18 protein-coding genes are annotated in these 18,219 nt (G+C 66.9%); 4 read left to right on the forward strand and 14 right to left on the reverse strand.

Translation table 11 applies throughout. From position 1 onward, the window contains the following. The first annotated feature begins 67 nt into the window (after positions 1 to 67). Positions 68 to 1,021, forward strand: coding sequence for an acyl-ACP desaturase (locus ACFVUS_RS15635; RefSeq protein WP_387765896.1), 954 nt, complete (start codon positions 68 to 70; stop codon positions 1,019 to 1,021). A 73-nt stretch (positions 1,022 to 1,094) separates the two neighbouring features. On the opposite strand, the gene ACFVUS_RS15640 is transcribed toward ACFVUS_RS15635, so the two are convergent. The 5 genes from ACFVUS_RS15640 to ACFVUS_RS15660 all read right to left on the reverse strand — a co-directional run bounded on the left by ACFVUS_RS15640 (position 1,095) and on the right by ACFVUS_RS15660 (position 6,167). Further along, on the reverse strand, positions 1,095 to 1,895 hold the full coding sequence (locus tag ACFVUS_RS15640; protein ID WP_387765899.1) for a biotin--[acetyl-CoA-carboxylase] ligase: 801 nt from the start codon (positions 1,893 to 1,895) through the stop codon (positions 1,095 to 1,097). Positions 1,896 to 2,331: 436 nt separating this feature from the next. Continuing rightward, positions 2,332 to 2,679: a hypothetical protein gene (locus ACFVUS_RS15645; protein ID WP_387765902.1), complete on the reverse strand. Its 348-nt coding sequence runs from the start codon at positions 2,677 to 2,679 to the stop codon at positions 2,332 to 2,334. Then, positions 2,679 to 3,089, reverse strand: a complete 411-nt coding sequence (locus ACFVUS_RS15650; protein WP_387765906.1) for a DUF1707 domain-containing protein — start codon at positions 3,087 to 3,089, stop codon at positions 2,679 to 2,681. Before ACFVUS_RS15650 ends, ACFVUS_RS15645 begins: the two co-directional genes overlap by 1 nt. 166 nt (positions 3,090 to 3,255) lie before the next feature. Next, positions 3,256 to 5,049 carry a biotin carboxylase N-terminal domain-containing protein gene (locus tag ACFVUS_RS15655; protein WP_387765909.1) on the reverse strand — a complete coding sequence of 598 codons (1,794 nt, stop codon included), beginning with the start codon at positions 5,047 to 5,049 and terminating at the stop codon, positions 3,256 to 3,258. Between the two features lie 221 nt (positions 5,050 to 5,270). After that, positions 5,271 to 6,167 carry a sulfurtransferase gene (locus tag ACFVUS_RS15660; RefSeq protein ID WP_387765912.1) on the reverse strand — a complete coding sequence of 299 codons (897 nt, stop codon included), beginning with the start codon at positions 6,165 to 6,167 and terminating at the stop codon, positions 5,271 to 5,273. Positions 6,168 to 6,332: 165 nt separating this feature from the next. Between ACFVUS_RS15660 and ACFVUS_RS15665 the strand changes: the two genes are divergently transcribed. Further along, complete coding sequence (locus ACFVUS_RS15665; protein WP_387765915.1) at positions 6,333 to 7,106, forward strand: helix-turn-helix transcriptional regulator; 774 nt, start codon at positions 6,333 to 6,335, stop codon at positions 7,104 to 7,106. Here the strand turns inward: ACFVUS_RS15665 and ACFVUS_RS15670 are convergent. The 6 genes from ACFVUS_RS15670 to ACFVUS_RS15695 all read right to left on the reverse strand — a co-directional run bounded on the left by ACFVUS_RS15670 (position 7,032) and on the right by ACFVUS_RS15695 (position 13,376). Continuing rightward, positions 7,032 to 7,724: a Maf family protein gene (locus tag ACFVUS_RS15670; protein ID WP_387765918.1), complete on the reverse strand. Its 693-nt coding sequence runs from the start codon at positions 7,722 to 7,724 to the stop codon at positions 7,032 to 7,034. The two genes, ACFVUS_RS15665 and ACFVUS_RS15670, sit on opposite strands and share 75 nt — an antisense overlap. 84 nt (positions 7,725 to 7,808) lie before the next feature. Further along, complete coding sequence (locus ACFVUS_RS15675) at positions 7,809 to 8,120, reverse strand: acyl-CoA carboxylase epsilon subunit (protein WP_387769885.1); 312 nt, start codon at positions 8,118 to 8,120, stop codon at positions 7,809 to 7,811. Positions 8,121 to 8,347: 227 nt separating this feature from the next. Then, positions 8,348 to 9,988, reverse strand: a complete 1,641-nt coding sequence (locus tag ACFVUS_RS15680; protein ID WP_387765921.1) for an acyl-CoA carboxylase subunit beta — start codon at positions 9,986 to 9,988, stop codon at positions 8,348 to 8,350. Between the two features lie 160 nt (positions 9,989 to 10,148). Beyond that, positions 10,149 to 11,354, reverse strand: coding sequence for a beta-propeller fold lactonase family protein (locus ACFVUS_RS15685; RefSeq protein ID WP_387765924.1), 1,206 nt, complete (start codon positions 11,352 to 11,354; stop codon positions 10,149 to 10,151). Positions 11,355 to 11,518: 164 nt separating this feature from the next. After that, on the reverse strand, positions 11,519 to 12,859 hold the full coding sequence (lat, locus tag ACFVUS_RS15690) for an L-lysine 6-transaminase (RefSeq protein WP_387765927.1): 1,341 nt from the start codon (positions 12,857 to 12,859) through the stop codon (positions 11,519 to 11,521). A 64-nt stretch (positions 12,860 to 12,923) separates the two neighbouring features. After that, on the reverse strand, positions 12,924 to 13,376 hold the full coding sequence (locus tag ACFVUS_RS15695; RefSeq protein WP_067562135.1) for an Lrp/AsnC family transcriptional regulator: 453 nt from the start codon (positions 13,374 to 13,376) through the stop codon (positions 12,924 to 12,926). Between the two features lie 58 nt (positions 13,377 to 13,434). On the opposite strand from ACFVUS_RS15695, the gene ACFVUS_RS15700 reads away from it, so the two are divergent. Next, positions 13,435 to 14,964 carry an aldehyde dehydrogenase family protein gene (locus ACFVUS_RS15700; RefSeq protein WP_387765931.1) on the forward strand — a complete coding sequence of 510 codons (1,530 nt, stop codon included), beginning with the start codon at positions 13,435 to 13,437 and terminating at the stop codon, positions 14,962 to 14,964. A gap of 81 nt (positions 14,965 to 15,045) precedes the next feature. Here ACFVUS_RS15700 and ACFVUS_RS15705 read toward each other — a convergent pair whose 3' ends face one another. Together ACFVUS_RS15705 and ACFVUS_RS15710 are read right to left on the reverse strand one after the other, a co-directional pair. Continuing rightward, complete coding sequence (locus tag ACFVUS_RS15705) at positions 15,046 to 15,897, reverse strand: SDR family oxidoreductase (RefSeq protein ID WP_387765934.1); 852 nt, start codon at positions 15,895 to 15,897, stop codon at positions 15,046 to 15,048. After that, positions 15,894 to 16,853, reverse strand: coding sequence for a patatin-like phospholipase family protein (locus ACFVUS_RS15710; RefSeq protein ID WP_387765937.1), 960 nt, complete (start codon positions 16,851 to 16,853; stop codon positions 15,894 to 15,896). The genes ACFVUS_RS15705 and ACFVUS_RS15710 overlap by 4 nt, the downstream gene beginning before the upstream one ends. Positions 16,854 to 16,921: 68 nt before the next feature. On the opposite strand from ACFVUS_RS15710, the gene ACFVUS_RS15715 reads away from it, so the two are divergent. Then, positions 16,922 to 17,521 carry a TetR/AcrR family transcriptional regulator gene (locus tag ACFVUS_RS15715; protein ID WP_387765940.1) on the forward strand — a complete coding sequence of 200 codons (600 nt, stop codon included), beginning with the start codon at positions 16,922 to 16,924 and terminating at the stop codon, positions 17,519 to 17,521. Positions 17,522 to 17,572: 51 nt separating this feature from the next. Here the strand turns inward: ACFVUS_RS15715 and ACFVUS_RS15720 are convergent, their stop codons facing one another. Next, positions 17,573 to 18,118, reverse strand: coding sequence for a histidine phosphatase family protein (locus ACFVUS_RS15720; RefSeq protein WP_364646194.1), 546 nt, complete (start codon positions 18,116 to 18,118; stop codon positions 17,573 to 17,575). Positions 18,119 to 18,219 lie beyond the last annotated feature (101 nt).

Here is an 18,219-nt window from a genome sequence, read left to right on the forward strand (position 1 = left end):
CGTCGAGCTGTCCCGCGCAACACCATTCCGGCCGCGTTCAAACCGGCGCATGACACAGGAGGCGTGTGTGACCCGAGAGTTGACCCAGCTGCAAATCTTGCGAGAACTCGAACCGGTGGCAGAGCAGAATCTCAACCGCCACCTGTCCATGGCCAAGGACTGGCACCCGCACGACTACGTGCCGTGGGATCAGGGCCGCAATTTCGCCGCCATGGGCGGACAGGACTGGGACCCTTCGCAATCCTCACTCAGCGAAGTCGCCAAGATCGCCATGGTCACCAACCTGCTCACCGAGGACAACCTGCCCTCCTACCACCGCGAAATCGCCGAGAACTTCTCCCAGGACGGCGCCTGGGGCACCTGGGTCGGCCGCTGGACCGCCGAGGAGAACCGGCACGGCATCGTCATCCGCGACTACCTGATCGTCACCCGCGGCGTCGACCCGGTCGCGCTCGAAGAAGCGCGCATGATCCACATGACCAATGGCGCACAGTCACCCGATGATTGGGGCGGATTCCTGGAGAACGTCGCGTACGTGACCTTCCAGGAACTGGCCACCCGCATCTCGCACCGCAACACCGGACGCGTCTGCAACGACGCCATCGCCGACCGCATGCTCCAGCGCATCGCCGCCGACGAGAACCTGCACATGATCTTCTACCGCACCCTCTGCGGCGCGGGCCTGGACCTGGCCCCCGATCAGGCCATGGAAGCGATCACCAAGGTGCTCACCAACTTCGTCATGCCCGGCGCGGGGATGCCGAACTTCCGGCGCAACGGCGTGCTGATGGCCAAGCACGGCATCTACGATCTGCGCCAGCACCTCGAAGAGGTGGTGCAGCCGGTGCTCAAGAACTGGAATATCTTCGAGCGCAACGACTTCGGGCCGCGCGGCGACAAGGCCCGGGAGATCCTGGCCGCGTACGTCGCCAAGCTGGAAGCGGACACCCTCAAATTCGAGGAGCAGCGCGACCGCCTGCTGGCCCGCGAAGCGGCCCGCGCCGAACTCCAGACCGTCTAGGCCGAACACCGAAATCGTCTAGCACCCATCGGAATACCCGTACACCCCGTCATCGCACGATGACGGGGTGCGCTCAGTATTCGGCGCGCAGGTGAGTGACGTCACCGGCGGAGACGGCGCGATCGCCGATCAACAGGCGACCGTGCGCGTCGACTCCGGTGGCGATGCCGGTGAGCACCTCACCGCCCGGAATCTCGGCCTTCACCTGAGATCCGATGGTGGAGCAGCGATCCCGGTACTCGGCGGACAGTTCGGCGGTATTCCAGCCCGCCGCCTCCCAGGCGGTGAAGCGGCGCGCGAACTCGCGCAGCATGGCCGCCACCAGTTCGGTGCGATCGGTATCGCCCGCACCGGACAGCAGTAGCGAAGTCGCGTGCGGCACCGGCAATTCCGCCTCGGTGAGACTGACGTTCACCCCGACGCCGATCACGATCGCGGGATCGGTTCCGGCCGAGGCGATCTCGGCGAGAATGCCGGACAGTTTGCGGCCGTCGACCAGAATGTCGTTGGGCCACTTGAGCACCGCCTTGACCCCGGTGGACGCGCGCACCGCGTCCACCACGGCCACCCCGGTCAGCAGGGGCAGCCAGCCCAACACCTCAGGGTCGATACCGCGCGCCCGCACCAGGACCGACATGGCGATCTGGGCGCGCGGCGGGCTCACCCACTGCCGTTCGTGCCTGCCGCGGCCGCGCTCCTGCGCTTCGGCGATCAGCGCCACCCGGTCGATGGTCGAATCGGCCGCACGCGCAACCAGGTCCGCATTCGTCGACCCGGTCGAGGTGACCACGTCGATCCCGGTGAAGAACGACCCCTCCGGCGAGGCGGCGAGACTGCTCCGCAGTCGGTCGATATCCAAGGCTGGCCTGTCCATGCCGCGAGGCTACTCCACCGGATGCACGGACCCCCGCGCCCCCGACCGGCATGCGCGGGTCGGCGGCCGGGGCGTCCGCCATGCACATTTCGTCGTCGATGAGCGCGGCAGCGCACCCGCCATTGGCGGCGGGTGCGCTGTCCTCGATCCCCCGGGTCTCGGTACGGATCTCGTGTTCGGTAATGGTCGGCCGCGGCTCGGTAGTGGTCCAACTCGTGACCGCCGAGACCGCCGCCCGTTCTGCCTGATGTGTACTCCAGCCCCACATAACCGCTCCCCTGTCGTCGGCTTCGGATGCCATTCCAGGGTCTCGTGGAAAAGGGCTGCGCACCAATGATTTATGCCCGGAACTGCGCCGATTCAGCGCCCTGAACTGGGGTTTCAATGGGGAGGAATTTCTCCGGACCGGATAGGATCGACGGTCCGGAGCCGCGCTTCAGGACGCGTCGACCGGTTCCAAGCCGAGGAATCCGGAGGTGAATCGGTGCACGGCGACCAGGCCGTCATCGAGGGCCTCGCGATAGCCCTCGCGCACCCAGCCGGTGATCGCGGCCGTGCCGTCGGCCCCGGGAGTCACGCCGATCTCGGCGACCATCTCGGCGGTGGTGGGCACGCACACCGCCCACGAATAATGCGTTTCGTCGGCCCACTGCGCGGTCCGGGTGGCCACATAGCCGGGATCGGTGATGCCGCCATCCGCCAGCGCCGGGCGATCGTCGATGCGCTCATCCGCGCGCAGCGCCCGCAAATACCAACTGCCCGCATTGATTTCGATCGGTTCCATTAGCGCTCCCGCCTCCGATCGCGGCGATCCTCGCGCCGCCCGCGCCGCTCATGATTACCGCCGCCGAACAACAGCGCACCCGCGACCGGAATCAACAGGAACACCCACCACTGATGCGTGACGAAGAAGAGAATCACCGCCAGAATCGGCACCACCGGCATGATCCGCTGCGGCAGATTCCCGCCGAACCGCAATCCCTGCGTCGCCGGAACCGGCTTATCGAGCACCACCGCGGGCAGATCCGAGAACACCGGCTCCAAGTCCCCGCGCGTCATGGCCGCGGCCACAACCCTGCTGCGCTCATCGAATTCGGCAACACTCAACCGCCCCGCGGCGAAGTTGTCCGACAGCCGTTTCATGGCCTCTTCCCGCTCCGCGGTGCCGATACGAATATCCGGTGGTTCAGCCATGTGTCGACCTTAGCGCGGCAGGTCGATGGGGGCTGCGCCCCCAACCCCGAAAGAAGGGGACTTGGGGGCAAGGCCCCCAAACCCCCGGAAACGCGGATGGGCCGCGCACATCGTGTGCGCGGCCCATCCCGAAAGCTGTTGCCGGACGGTCAGATCCGGCGGGAGATCACTTGATCTCGGCGAGCACGGTGCCCTGGGTGATGGCGGCGCCGGCCTCGACCGACAGACCCGTGATGACACCGGCCTTGTGGGCGGTGACGGGGTTCTCCATCTTCATGGCCTCGAGCACCACGACCAGATCGCCGACCTCGACGGTCTGGCCCTCTTCGACCGCGACCTTGACGACGGTGCCCTGCATCGGAGCGGTGACCGAATCACCGGAAGCACCGGCACCGGCCGCGCCGCCACGCTTGCGCGGCTTCGGCTTCTTGCGGATGACGCCCGCGCCGTTCGCCGAAGGCGCTGCGCCGACCGAGAACTGGCCCGGCAGCGACACCTCGAGGCGACGGCCGCCGACCTCGACGACGACCTTCTGACGGGGAGCCTCGTCCTCGTCCTCGATCGGCACGCCACCGGTGTACGGCTCGATGGTGTTGTTCCAGTCGTTCTCGATCCACTTGGTGTAGACCTCGAACTTGGTGCCGTCGCCGATGAACGCCGGGTTCTCGACGATGTGGCGGTGGAACGGCAGCACCGTTGCCAGGCCCTCGATCTCGTACTCGGCCAGCGCGCGGGCGGCACGCTGCAGCGCCTGCTCGCGGTTCTCACCGGTGACGATCAGCTTGGCCAGCATGGAGTCGAACTGACCGCCGATGACCGAACCCTCGACCACACCGGAGTCCACGCGCACACCGGGGCCCGCGGGCTCCTTGTAGACCACGACCGGGCCGGGGGCCGGCATGAAGCCGCGGCCCGCGTCCTCACCGTTGATGCGGAATTCGAACGAGTGCCCGCGCGGGATCGGATCCGACTTGTGTTCCAGCTCATGGCCTTCGGCGATGCGGAACTGCTGGCGCACCAGGTCGATGCCCGCGGTCTCCTCGGTGACCGGGTGCTCGACCTGCAGGCGGGTGTTCACCTCGAGGAAGGACACCGTCTCGCCCTGCACCAGGTATTCCACCGTGCCGGCGCCGTAGTACTCGGCTTCCTTGCAGATGCGCTTGGCGGACTCGTGGATCTTGCCGCGCACGGCGTCGGACAGGAACGGGGCGGGGGCTTCCTCGACCAGCTTCTGGAAACGACGCTGCAGCGAGCAGTCACGGGTACCGACCACGATCACATTGCCGTGCTTGTCGGCGAGCACCTGGGCCTCGACGTGGCGGGCCTTGTCCAGGTACTGCTCCACGAAGCATTCACCGCGACCGAAGGCGGCGATGGCCTCACGGGTGGCGGACTCGAACAGCTCCGGGATCTCCTCGATGGTCTGCGCGACCTTCATACCGCGACCGCCGCCACCGAAGGCGGCCTTGATCGCGACCGGAACGCCGTACTCCTTGGCGAACGCGACGACCTCGTCGGCGTTCTTGACCGGATCCTTGGTGCCCGCGGCCATGGGGGCCTCGGCGCGCTGCGCGATGTGGCGCGCGGTGACCTTGTCACCCAGATCGCGAATGGACTGCGGCGACGGGCCGATCCAGATCAGACCGGCATCGATCACGGCCTGCGCGAAGTCGGCGTTCTCGGAGAGGAAGCCGTAACCGGGGTGGATCGCGTCCGCGCCGGCCTTGGCGGCGGCGTCGAGGATCTTGTCGAAGACCAGGTACGACTCGGCGGAGGTCTGCCCACCGAGCGCGAAAGCTTCATCGGCGAGCTTCACGAAAGGCGCGTCTGCGTCCGGTTCCGCGTACACCGCGACGCTGGCGATGCCCGCGTCCTTGGCAGCCCTGATCACGCGCACGGCGATCTCGCCTCGATTGGCTACGAGGACCTTCGTGATCTGCGCGTTGGCATGGTTGGGCACTGAGCCTCCTGTGCTGGAGATAACTTCGTCTTGGGCAGTGTAGGCAGTCTGCCAACAACAGCCGAACCGGGCTAGGGCTACCCATGGGTAGGCCCGAAGGGTGAGAATCACAACGTTCGTGACCCTCGGGGGACCCCGGATGACCGGGTGGAGCATCTGCGCGGGGATGTCCGGGGAAGAACCTACCCTCGCATCACTATTCGCGCATAGAGCGGCCGGGGTTACCGCCGGATGAGCTCGGGAACCGCGCCGGGTTCCGCACCGGTGACGATGGGCGCGCCGACCGCGTTCGACCATTCGGTCCAGGAGCCGTCGTAATTGCGGACGCCCTGCACACCGACGAGGTAGGTCAGGACGAACCAGGTGAGGGCCGACCAGCGGCCGATGCGGGAGTACACCATCGGGGCCACGCCGTCCGCCACCCCGCCGTAGATGACATCGAGTTCGGCGCGCGGCCGGAAACGCGAGTCGGGTGCCACCGAGGAACTCCACGGAATGCTGACGGCGGTCGGAATGTGCCCGGCGCGCAGGGCCTGCTCCTCCGGGCGGTCCAGTACGACGAGTTCGCCGGTGTACTCCTCGAAGACGCGGGCGTCGACCAGCGGTGCGCCCAGATGCGCGATGACATCGGAGCGGAAGGCGCGGGCGGTCTTGTCATCGCGCGCGGGGACCGGATATTCGCTCGCCAGCGGGTACGGGACCTCGAAGGTGGTGTCGCGGGCCTCGGAGATCCAGGCATCCCGGCCACCGTCCAACAGGCGCACATCCTCGTGTCCGAAGAGGTCCATCACCCACAGGGCGGCGGCCGCGGTGCCATTGGCGCGATCACCGTAGATAACCACGGTGTCGTCGCGGCCTATACCTTTGGCACGCATGAGCGCGGCAAAGGTTTCACCGTCGACGACATCGCGAGTTCGGGGATCGATCAACTCGTTTCGCCAATCGATCTTGATGGCCCCTGGGACATGGCCGATGTCGTATAGCAATATGTCCTCGTTGGACTCGATGATCTTGAGTCCCGGCGCGCCGATGTTTGCCGACAGCCATTCTGTGGTTACTAGTCGGTGAGGATGTGCGTAGGAACCGAACGAGGGATGCGGATCCGGGGCAACGGGCACAGTGTGGTCCTTCACGCGTGGTGGGTTGGGTATCGGCAGTTCGAATCTCAGCACCGATCGTAGGCAAGTGGCGGTAACGAAACTCGTTTCAGATCACGAATCGGATGATTGAGCGAATTAAGCGCAGCTTCATCCGATAAAGTCTCTCGAGAGGAGGGGTGAGCTATGTCCGATTCTTGGCCGCGACGACGACTGCTCGCGATCCTACGTGGCGCCAGCGAGCCTCTCGACGCGCAGGAACTGGCTCGCGTCACCGGCCAGCATGTGACTACGGTGCGTTTCCATTTGGATGTGCTCACCCGGGAATCACTGGTACGCCAATTCCAACAGCCCCCGCGCGGTCGCGGACGTCCGCGAATCGGATATACCGCAGTGCAGCGATCGGTGGGCTATCAGGAATTGGCGCAGGTGCTCGCCGATCAACTGGGCAGCGATCCACGCCGCCGCTCGGATGCCGCCATTGCTGCGGGCCGAGTCTGGGGCTCCAAACTGGAATCGGTGGACCAACCGGTCGAAACACTGGAGGACGCACGGGATCTCACCGTCACCGTCGCCTCCGAACTCGGTTTCGCACCCGAACGTGATCCGGCCGGCGAGACCGAGGAGCATTCGCTCATTCGGCTCACCGCGTGCCCGCTGCGCGAACTCGCGCGCACGCACTCCGAAGTCGTGTGCGGCGTGCATTTGGGACTCATGCGCGAGGTGCTGGACCACAATGGCGCGCGCGACACCGTGACGGTGCGGCTGCATCCCTTCGTGGAACCCGAATTGTGTGTGGCGCGACTGGAATTGCTCGCGGCGGCCCGGACCACCGATGGCATCCCCGGCGTCACGAACGACACCGAGGAACCACGCCTGGCGACCTCAACGAGCCGGGTGGCTCCACAGCTGCGTAGCCCCGACGTCCACCTGGGCAAGCAGTCGACGAACCAGCGGTAGGCCGATTCCGATCACGCTGGACGGGTCACCCTCGATGCGCTCGACGAACCAGCCGCCGAGGCCGTCCAGGGTGAAGGATCCGGCCACCTGCAAGGGCTCGCCCGTCGCGATGTAGGCATCGAGTTCATCGGGCTCGGGTTTGGCGAAATGCACCGTGGTGGAACTGCAATCGGCCGCCTCGCCGACGATCACACCGTCGCGCAGGCGCAGCACACAGTGCCCGGTGAGCAGATCGGCACTGCGCCCGGCCATTTCGGCCCAGCGCGCCCGCGCCACCTCGGGGGTGAGCGGTTTGCCCTGCAGCTGCCCGTCCACGAGCAGCATCGAATCACAGCCCACCACAACGGAATCGGTGAATTCACCGGAAGCGGGATCGGCCGCGGCGGCGATCACGGCGGCGATTTCGCGCGCCTTCGCTCGGGCCAGTTCGGTCACCACGAGATCGGGTGTGGTGTCCGCGGGTAGGGCCGCGGCCACCGCGTCCTCATCGACGTGGGACACCCGGACCACCGGTTCGACTCCCGCGTTGCGGAGTACGCCGAGCCGGGCCGGAGATTGGGAGGCCAGGACGAAAGTCGTCTTGGGCACAACATTCGTCTTAGGCACAGCGGTCGTCATGGGCACAGCCTATTTGGCGCCGTGCCACGACCGGTCGAGCCGGTGGTCACGCACCGGCACGGTCGGGCTCGCCCTGCGGCGTACCTAGTCCTTCAGATGCGACAGGGCCGGGAACGCGTAGGGCGAGAACGGCGCGGAGCCGCGGTGCAGCAGGGTCGGGCGGCCCCACATATCGGCCGGGCCGGTGGCGGCCGCGGCACCCGGGACACTCGCGGCGGCCGCGAATACGGCCACCAGCGCGGCCAATTCGAGATCGCTCGGGTTGCCCTTCACTACCTGGATGAGCGGACCGGCGCTCGACGGTTCAGCCTCGGCAACAGCCGTTTCGACCGCTTCCGCCAATCCATCGGCGGCTAGATCCAGTTCGGCGGCGCGCAGTACTTCTTCGTCAGCCATGGTCGTCACAGCGCCAGTCCTCCTGTCCAATTGCCACGCGGGTAGCGCGGCTGTTCGCGGAAGTGGGTTCGAATCCGCGAACGGTATTTTGTGGGCCTTCGACGTCGAAGGCCCGTTCCTACCATCTTTGCTCGGATGGGGCGTTCCTGCGCGGTGTGCGGGTTCCGGCACAAGTGGTACCGGAGTCCCAACCTCAGTGTGCGCCCCATGAAGCGCTTATCGTCCGATCAGAGCGGAATGTTGCCGTGCTTCTTCGGCGGCAGGGTCACCATCTTGCGCTCCAGCAGCCGCAGCGCCGAGACGATCTGACCGCGGGTGTGCGACGGCGGGATGACCGCGTCGACATAGCCCCGCTCGGCGGCCACATACGGGTTGACCAGCGTGTCCTCGTACTCGTTCTGCAGCTCGAGGCGCAGCGCGTCGACGTCGGCGCCCTCGGCGGCGGCGTCCTTGAGCTGCTTGCGGTAGACGAATCCGACCGCGCCCGACGCGCCCATGACGGCGATCTGAGCGGTCGGCCACGCCAGGTTCACATCGGCGCCCATGTGCTTGGAACCCATGACGTCGTAGGCGCCGCCGTAGGCCTTGCGGGTGATGATTGTGATCTTGCCCACAGTGGCCTCACCGTAGGCATAGAGCAGCTTCGCGCCGCGCCGGATGATGCCGTTGTACTCCTGGCCGGTGCCCGGCAGGAAGCCCGGAACGTCCACCAGGGTGATGATCGGGATGTTGAAGGCGTCGCAGGTGCGCACGAAGCGCGCGGCCTTCTCCGAGGCGTCGATGTCCAGGCAGCCCGCGAACTGCGAGGGCTGGTTGGCCACGAAGCCGACGCTGCGGCCGTCGATGCGGGCGAAGCCGATGATGATGTTCATCGCGCGCTCGGCCTGCACCTCGAGGAACTCGTCGTCGTCGACCAGGGCCTTGATGACCTCGTGCATGTCGTACGGCTGGTTCGGCGAATCCGGGATGATCGTGTCGAGCGCGATGTCGTCCTCGGTGAGGGAGTCCTCGATCGCGCCTTCGATGGGATCGGTGGCCGGGAAGCGCGGGGCCTCGGCGCGGTTATTGCTCGGCAGGTAGTTCAGCAGGTCCTTGACGTAGTCCAGGGCGTCCTGCTCGCCGGAGGCGACGTAGTGCGCGACACCGGACTTCACCATGTGGGTGTGGGCGCCGCCCAACTCCTCCATGGTGACCTCTTCACCGGTGACGGTCTTGATCACGTCGGGGCCGGTGACGAACATCTGCGAGGTCTGATCGACCATCACGACGAAGTCGGTGAGGGCGGGCGAGTAGACGTGACCACCCGCGGCCGGGCCCATGATGAGCGAGATCTGCGGGATGACGCCGGAGGCCTGGATATTGCGGTGGAAGATCTCACCGTAAAGGCCCAGGGAGACAACGCCTTCCTGGATGCGCGCGCCCGCGCCCTCGTTGATGCCGACCAGCGGGCGGCCGGTCTTGAGCGCCAGATCCATGACCTTGACGATCTTCTCGCCGTACACCTCGCCGAGCGAGCCACCGAACACGGTGACGTCCTGGGAGAAGATGCAGATGTCGCGGCCGTCGATGGTGCCGTATCCGGTCACCACGCCGTCACCGAGCGGACGCTGGTTCTCCAGGCCGAAATTCACGCTGCGGTGCCGGGCGAGCGCGTCGAGCTCCACGAACGAACCTTCGTCCAGCAGGGCGAGGATGCGCTCGCGCGCGGTCATCTTGCCCTTGGCGTGGACCTTGTCGACGGCGGCTTCACCCATGGGGTGCTTGGCTTCATCCAGCCTGTTGCGCAGGTCAGCCAGCTTGCCGGCGGTGGTGTGGATATCGGGGGCGCCCGCCGACCCCGGCGAAGGCTGCTGCTGGACACTCGTCATGCCCGGGAGTGTAACCAGTACCAGTGCCCTCTGGTAATCCCGTCTTGCCTACTCGTCAGTATGGTTATTGACTGGCTGCCAGTAGAAACCCGCAGGTCGGGACTCGTTTTGACGCCGCGTCCGCGGATTCGCCCGAGAAAAATATCTCGACTGTGAATGGTCACCGCATCACCCCGGTGTGGCCTGTGGAATAGCGTCCGGGCTGCGGCCAGATGGTGAGGCCGTGCGCGCCCCGGCCAACGGGGATGCGGGCCAACAACTTCCATTCCACGATGTCGATGGCGTAGACCTCGCCGTGATGGCGGCCGGAGACCCAGAAAACGCGGCCGTCCGCCGAGAGGTTGCCCATATCCGGGCTGCCGCCGCCCGGAATCTGCCATTTGCGAACCAGTTGATTCGTGGCGAAATCCCACACCGAGATGGTGCCCTCGTGCCGATTGGTGATGAGCATCGCCTTGGAATCGCGGGTGACGTACAGCCCGTGCGTGCCGCCACCGGTCTGGACGAAGCCGGTGTTGTCGAAGGTGTTCGCGTCGAAGACGTGGATGCCGTTGGTGGCCATATCCGCCACGTAGAAGGTGCGCCCGTCCGGGGACAGCTTGACGTCCTGCGGCATCGCGCCGCGGCCCTGCGGCAGGTCGACCATGCGCAGCAGGCGCAGGTCCGCGATGTCGACCACGGCCATGCGGCCGCTGAATTCACAGCTCACCAGGGCGGTGCGGCCGTCGGCGGTGAAATCCATATGGTTGACGCCACCGCAGTCGGGGACCGCGACCGCGTGCAGCTTCTCCCAGGTGTGCGGATCGTAGAAATCGAGCGACCGGTCGGCCTCGGCGACCACCAGGGCGTATTTGCCGTCCGGGGTGAAATACATGTTGTACGGATCGCGCACCGGAATCGGCTCCCCCGCCTTACCGGTGCGCGGATCGATCGGCAGCAGACTGCCGCCGCCGATCGGCAGATCGTTATTGGCGTAGAGGGTTTGCAGATCGTACGAGGGCACCACGTGCTGCGGCTCCGACCCTCCCGCCGAATAGCTGTCGACGATCTGGAAGGTAGCCGGATCGATCACGGTGATGGTGTGCGACTCACTGTTGGGCACGTAGACGCGCGGCAAATGGTCGGCGACGGCGGGACTGAGCTCGCGCGTGCCCGCGTAGACATCGGCGGGCGAGAGCGGCGGCGGCATGCCCGGCAGCAGATTCGCCTGCGGCGCAACGGTTGTGGGCGCGACGACCGTGGTCGACGGCGCGACGGCGGTTGTCGTACCGCCCGCGCGGTCGACGGTTCCGGCGGGGCCTGCCGAACATCCGGCCAGCAGCATAAGAGCAAGGATCGATACCGATCGAGTACCGCGCGCGATCACGCGATGGACCGTGTCATATCGGCATGGCGGCGAGCTGACATGCGGCCGAATACTAGGAGGCCACAGGGTGATTCGCAGAGTGTCTGCCGGGTGTCGCGCGGCACGCACAATTCGGGCGCGGCGGTCAGCCGCGCCCGAACTGCCCTAGCTGTCGATCGAACTTCTCAGCCGAGGACGCGCCCGAGCGCGTCGACAGCCTCGTCCAGTTCGGCGGTGGTGACGGTGAGCGGGGGGCGGAAGCGGATGCCGCGCTCCCCCGTGCCGAGGATGAGGATGTGCTCCTGCTCGCGCAGCCGGGTCACCACGTCATCGCGCAGTGCGGCGGTGTCGAGGGTGATGGCGCACATGAGGCCGCGGCCGCGCGGTTCGGTGACTTCCGCATGGGCGGTGGACAATTCGGTCAGTCGGCGCAGCAGGTGCGCGCCGAGTTCCAGTGCGCGCTCCTGCAGGCTCTCCTGTTCGATCACCTCGAGGATGCGGCGCGCCCGCACCATATCGGCGAGGTTGCCGCCCCAGGTGGAGTTGAGCCGGGAGCTGACGTGGAAGACATTGTCCGGCACCTCGTCGATGCGCCCGCCCGCCATGATTCCGCAGACCTGGGTCTTCTTGCCGAAGGCCACCACATCGGGTTTCAGGCCGAGCTGCTGGTAGGCCCACATGCTGCCGGTCATGCCGACGCCGGTCTGCACCTCGTCGAGGATGAACAGCGCGTCGTTGGCGTGGCAGAGTTCCTGCACGGCGCGCAGGAATTCCGGTCGCAGATGCCGGTCGCCGCCTTCGCCCTGGATGGGTTCGGCGATGAAACACGCTATGTCGTACGGGTTTTCGGCGAACGCGCGGATGATTTGATCGAGCGCGTGCCGTTCGGCGGCCTCGATATCGGGGTGCGCGTCACCGATGAAGGGGGTGTCGATGCGCGGCCAGTCGAACTTGGGGAAGCGCGCGGTCTTCACCGGATCGGTGTTGGTGAGCGAGAGGGTGTACCCGGTGCGGCCGTGGAAGGCGCCGGTCAGATGCAGCACCCTGGTGCCGAGTTCCGGTGCGCGCCCGTGCATTTCATTGTGCCGGGACTTCCAGTCGAACGCCGCCTTGAGGGCGTTCTCGACCGCGAGTCCGCCACCGTCGATGAAGAACAGGTGCGGTAGCCGGGGATCGCCGAGGACGCGCGCGAAAGTGTCCACGAAGCGCGCCATTTCGACGGTGTAGACGTCGGAGTTGCTCGGCTTGTTCAGGGCCGCCGCGGTCAGGTTCGACAGGAAGCGACGGTCGCCGACCAGGGCCGGATGGTTCATGCCCAGCGCCGAGGAGGCGAAGAAGCCGAACATATCCAGGTAAGCCGTGCCGTCGCGGGCGTCGACCAGTCGGCGGCCGCGAGACTTTCGCAGGTCCAGGACCAGATCGAAGCCGTCCGCGAGGATGTTCTCGGACAGGATTTCATGCACCCGGGCGGGGGTGACCAGGGTCGTGTCGGCAACCGCCCCGAGCCGATCGAGTTCTAGGGTCACCACCCCAGCGTAAACGAACTTTTACGGTTTTGTCCGTAAGTTCCGAACAAATTACGAAAGCAACCTACTTGTCATAGAATGTCTGCAGAATGATGGTGCTTCGAGTCCGGACGTTGGCGGTCGCGCGAATTTCCTGCAGCAGCTGCTCCAGGTGCCGGGGTGAGGCGACACGCACGAGCAGCATGTAGCTCTCGTCTCCGGCCACCGAATGACAGGCCTCGATGCCCGGAATGTGCTGTAGCAGTGCGGGTGCGTCATCGGGCTGCGACGGGTCGAGAGGAGTGATGGCGACAAATGCCGACAGCATCTGCCCCAGCGCCTCCGGATCGACGTTCGCCGTGTAGCCGCGGATCACACCGCGCGCCTCCAGCCGCCGGACACGCGACTGCACCGCTGACACCGAAAGGTTCGCCTTCTCGGCAAGATTGGAGAGTGTGGCGCGACCATCGGCTATCAGCTCACGGATCAGCAATCGATCGATGTCGTCGAGTTGTGGTTTCGCCGGTGTATCCGCCATCAGCGAAGGCTAACTCAGCGAACCGAACTCGTGGCCGGAACCCATACTGGAGCTGCCGATGAACCCTGTAATGACCGATGAATTGACCGGCGAGCCGCGCGCTCGCACCGAGTCGCTACTACGCGCGCTGGGCGCGAAAACCCCCGAACCGGGCGAGCTCTCGGTGCGCACGCCGATCACCGGCGGTGAATTGCTCACCCTGCGACCCAGTTCGGCGGCCGAGGTGGACGCCGCCATCGGGCGCGCGGCCGAGGCGTTCCGGGACTGGCGCACGGTGCCCGCGCCGCAGCGGGCCGCCGTGGTGCGGCGATTGGCGCAACTGCTGGTGGAGCACCAGAACGAGCTGGGCGAACTGGTCACCCTGGAGGCCGGGAAGATCGGGGCCGAGGCGCGCGGCGAGGTCCAGGAGATGATCGATATCTGCGAGTTCGCCATCGGGCTCTCGCGGCAGTTGTACGGCAAGACCATGCCGTCCGAGCGGCCCGGGCACCGGCTGCTGGAGACCTGGCATCCGCTGGGCGTGGTCGGGGTGATCTCGGCGTTCAATTTCCCGGTCGCGGTGTGGGCGTGGAATACCGCGCTGGCGCTGGTGTGCGGGGACACCGTGGTGTGGAAGCCCTCGGAGATGACGCCGCTGACGGCGCTGGCGTGTCATTCGCTGTTGCGGCGGGCGGCGGCCGATGTCGGCGTGAATCCCGAAGTGCACCAGTTGATTCAGGGCACCGGCGAGGTCGGCGCACAGCTGGTCGGCGATCCGCGCGTGGCACTGGTCAGCGCGACCGGATCGGTGCGGATGGGGCGGATCGTGGCTCCGCGCGTCGCCGAGCGATTCGGGCGCTGCCTGCTGGAATTGGGCGGCAATAACGCGGCGGTGGTGACGCCTTCGGCGGATCTGGATCTGGCGGCGCGCGGCATCGTGTTCGCGGCGGCGGGCACGGCCGGGCAGCGCTGCACCTCACTGCGGCGGCTGATCGTGCACGCGGATGTGGCCGGGCCGCTGCTGGATCGGATCACCTCGGCGTATCGGCAACTGCGCGTGGGTAATCCACTCGAGGACGGGGTGCTGGTCGGGCCGCTGATCAACGGCCGTTCCTATGACGCCATGCGGGACGCGCTGGCGCGGGCGCAGGCCGACGGCGGTGAAGTGCTCTGCGGCGGTGAGCGAGTCGACGGGTTCGGTGCGGACGCGTACTACGTGCGGCCCGCGATCGTGCGGATGCCCGCGCAGACCGCGGTGGTGCGCGAGGAGACCTTCGCGCCCATCCTGTACGTGCTCACCTATCACGATCTCGATACCGCGATCGAGCTGCACAATGGTGTGCCGCAGGGACTTTCGTCCTCGATCTTCACCACGAACCAGCGCGAGGCGGAGCGCTTCCTGGCCGCCGACGGCTCCGACTGCGGTATCGCCAATGTCAATATCGGCACCTCGGGCGCGGAGATCGGCGGCGCGTTCGGCGGGGAGAAGCAGACCGGTGGCGGACGGGAATCCGGTTCGGATTCCTGGCAGGCGTATATGCGCCGGGCCACGAATACGGTCAACTACTCCACCGAACTGCCACTGGCACAGGGTATTCAGTTCGGCTGATGCTCTCGATCCCGGCGCTCGTCCCGGACGCCGGGCAACGGCCCGAACCCCCCATGCGGTTCGGGCCGTCGAGTGTTCGGATCAGGCCTGATCGTCGGCGCTGATGGCGCGAATCTGCTGTTCGTAGGCGGCGCGGGTGGATTCGTCGGACGGGTGCAGCGCGCGGTCGCCGTTGAACATGCGGCGGACCAGTCGGACGGCGGGCTCCGGGGCGGCGGCGAACACCGCGTCGATGGGGCCGAGATAGTTGGGGACGGCGACCTCGGCGCGGCGGGTGCGGACGGTCTGAACCACCGCCGCCGCAACGTCTTCCGGGTCGACGGTGGGCATGCCCGCACCCAGTGCCAGGCCGGACGACAGGCGGGTGCGCACCGCGGACGGCATGACGGTGCTGACGCTGACGCCGTACGGTTCGAACTCCAGGCGGGTCGCGGCGGAGAGGCCGACGGCGGCGAACTTGCTGGCGTTGTAGACCGCCAGGCCCGCGATCGGAATCTTGCCCGCCAGCGAGGCGACATTGATGATGTGGCCCCTACCGCGGTCCACCATTCCGGGGGCCACGGCGCGCATACCGTGGATGAGACCCCAGACGTTCACGTCGATGGTGGTGTGGCCCACCGCGTCCGGTTCGTCGAGGAAGGCCCCCGCGGGCATCACACCGGCATTGTTGACCAGGATGTCGATGCGGCCGAAGTCGGCGACCACCTTGTCCCACTGGTCGCGGTGGCGCACATCGAGTTCGAAAGCCTTGGCGTCCAGGGCGGCTGCCACGGATTGTGCGGCGGCGGTGTCGACATCGGCGATGGCGACTTCCGCGCCCTTGCTCGCGAACAATTCCGCCGTGCACTGGCCGATACCGCGCCCCGCGCCGGTGATCAGGACTCGCGCTCCGGCGAGATCGATTGCCGGATAGTTCTTTCCGAGGATGCTCATGCGAAGACTCCCTGTTCCATGGCTTTGCGGGTGCTGATCAGGCTGTGTTCGAAGGTGGCGAGGCGGCGGCGGCCGTCCATGAAGTTGGGGCCCATGACGGCGAGGTCCTCGGCGGTGGCATCCAGGCGCAGCACCTTGGTGCCACTGGCGCGCAACTGGGCGATCTCGGTATCGAGCTTCTCGCTCATGCGATTTCGCATCTGCCGCTCCAGGAAGTGGCCCGCGCCGGTCGCCGGAATGCGGCCGGTGGAGGCCATCGGAGCGATGACCAGCACCTCGTCGAGCTGGGCCGGAATGAGCAGATCGGCCGAGGCGGTGGAGGCCGCGCCGCCGTCGATGAAGGTACGGCCATCGATGGGCACCGCCGGGAACCAACCGGGGACGCCCCATGAAGCGCGAAGTGCCGCACCGAGACTCGCCTGCGGAGCGGTCGGGGAGCCGAAGGCGACGCGTTCGCCGGTGGCGTCGTCCATGGCGACCAGCCAGGTGGCGGGGTGCTCGACCCAGGTGCGGCCGGGATTGAGCCGGTCCGCCAGGCGCTGCAACCAGCTCGCGTCGCCGCTGCCCCGCGGAAGCAGGCCGCTGCCCGCGGTGAGCAGGGCGTGGCCATTGCCGGGGCGGGCCAACAACTCTCGCGCGGCACGGGCGGGGGCGTTCAGGCGCGGGCGCGGCAGCGGGGGAAATCGCGGTGGCTCACAACGCATATGGGCGGTGAGGATCGGATTCGTCGAGGTGCCGCGCTGCATGGCGATCAGTTCGTCGACGCCGATGCCGCTGCCCAGCATGGTCAGCATTTCCGCGCCGGCCGAGGTGCCGATCATGACGTCGGCGGTGCGGGGATCCCAGTCCAGTACCTCGCGGGCCGCCGCCAGCGCGGCCACGATCCACGCCGCGCCGACCGTGCCGCCGCATCCGATGGCCAGGCCACGTCGATGTGACCCGTTCCTGTTACTCATGGTTTCGAACACTAGCAGAATTCGAATACCCTGGGTATCCCAAATCTGCGAGTACATAGAATGTCCGCATGGCACGACTCACCCGCCCCGAGAGCCAGGCCCGCACGCGCGCGGAATTGCTGGCGACCGCGCGCGACCTGTTCCTCACCGACGGATACGCCAAGACCAGCCTGGAACGGGTCGCCGAGGTGGCCGGGTACTCCAAGGGCGCGGTGTACTCGAACTTCCGCACCAAGTCCGCGCTGTGCCTCGAGGTGCTCGAACTCATCCACGAAACCAAATTCGCCGAGGTCACCGAACTGCTGGAGGGGGCGGGGACGCTCACGGATCGGCTCGTGCTCTTTCAGAGCTGGGCCGAGCGCACCCTCGGCGATGTCGGCTGGACCATGCTGGAATTCGAATTCGCCATCGTCGCCCGCGAGGATCCGGTGCTGCAGGCGGCATTGACCTCCAGCCTGGGCGTGGTGCGCGGGACGATCAGCGCGAGTCTGCAAACGATCGCGGATTCATCCGGCATCACGCTGCCACTGCCCGCGGACGACGCGGCGACCGCCGTCCTGAGTCTCGGAGTGGGACTGGGCATCATGCGGGCCATCGACCCGAGCCTGTCCGCCCAATTGATCACCGATGCGGTGCGCGCGATGCTGGGCGGGTCGCTCTCGATCTGAATCGCGGCCGCAGTGCGATGTCCGCTCCGAAAGTGTTGCGGGCGGACCGAATCAAGGCCGGAAGTGCAGGGTCCACTCGCCGCGATAGTGCAGCCGGGTGACGCTGACCGGCGGAACGTCTATGCGCCAGAACGACTTCGCGGGGGCGTCGAGGGTCACCAGCAGGGCGGCGCGAATGACCGACGGGTGCGTGATCGCGATGGTGGGTTCGCCTTCGACGGCGATATCGGCGAGCCACTCCCCCGTGCGCTCGACCACATCCACCACCGATTCACCGCCGTGCCCGCGATAGCCCGGATCGGTGAGCCAGAGATACAGATCCTCCTTGGGCACGGACATGAGTTCCCCGCCCCGCCACGCGCCCGCGTCGAGATCGCGTAATCGATCGTCCTCGTTGCCCATCAACCCCATGAGCGCGGCGGTCTCCACGGTCCGGCGTTCCGGCGCGGTCAGCACCCGCGCCGCCTGTAATCGCCCGCACGCCGACACCGCGCGGCGTCCGGCTTCGGTCAGGGGTTCATCCACCGGGAATCGTGCCTTGCGCATCGCCTCGGTCATCCCGTGACTGACCAAGTCGAGCCGGAGCACCTTCTGCACGATTCGCAGCCTACGCGCGGCCCCCGCACCCGTAATCCGATTGCCCGTCCTTCGCTCCCGACCGACGCGAGAGCCGATCTTGATCGTGCGCATACGCTCGG

The sequence above is a fragment of the Nocardia sp. NPDC058058 genome (assembly GCF_042885355.1).
Classification (GTDB): domain Bacteria; phylum Actinomycetota; class Actinomycetes; order Mycobacteriales; family Mycobacteriaceae; genus Nocardia.

Bases quoted from the DNA above. Each gene is read 5' to 3' on its own strand.
- ACFVUS_RS15640 (WP_387765899.1), bottom strand. From the start codon at position 1,895: ATGGACAGGCCAGCCTTGGATATCGACCGACTGCGGAGCAGTCTCGCC.
- ACFVUS_RS15645 (WP_387765902.1), bottom strand. From the start codon at position 2,679: ATGGAACCGATCGAAATCAATGCGGGCAGTTGGTATTTGCGGGCGCTG.
- ACFVUS_RS15650 (WP_387765906.1), bottom strand. From the start codon at position 3,089: ATGGCTGAACCACCGGATATTCGTATCGGCACCGCGGAGCGGGAAGAG.
- ACFVUS_RS15665 (WP_387765915.1), top strand. From the start codon at position 6,333: ATGTCCGATTCTTGGCCGCGACGACGACTGCTCGCGATCCTACGTGGC.
- ACFVUS_RS15670 (WP_387765918.1), bottom strand. From the start codon at position 7,724: ATGACGACCGCTGTGCCTAAGACGAATGTTGTGCCCAAGACGACTTTC.
- ACFVUS_RS15675 (WP_387769885.1), bottom strand. From the start codon at position 8,120: ATGGCTGACGAAGAAGTACTGCGCGCCGCCGAACTGGATCTAGCCGCC.
- ACFVUS_RS15680 (WP_387765921.1), bottom strand. From the start codon at position 9,988: ATGACGAGTGTCCAGCAGCAGCCTTCGCCGGGGTCGGCGGGCGCCCCC.
- ACFVUS_RS15695 (WP_067562135.1), bottom strand. From the start codon at position 13,376: ATGGCGGATACACCGGCGAAACCACAACTCGACGACATCGATCGATTG.
- ACFVUS_RS15700 (WP_387765931.1), top strand. From the start codon at position 13,435: ATGAACCCTGTAATGACCGATGAATTGACCGGCGAGCCGCGCGCTCGC.
- ACFVUS_RS15705 (WP_387765934.1), bottom strand. From the start codon at position 15,897: ATGAGCATCCTCGGAAAGAACTATCCGGCAATCGATCTCGCCGGAGCG.
- ACFVUS_RS15710 (WP_387765937.1), bottom strand. From the start codon at position 16,853: ATGAGTAACAGGAACGGGTCACATCGACGTGGCCTGGCCATCGGATGC.
- ACFVUS_RS15715 (WP_387765940.1), top strand. From the start codon at position 16,922: ATGGCACGACTCACCCGCCCCGAGAGCCAGGCCCGCACGCGCGCGGAA.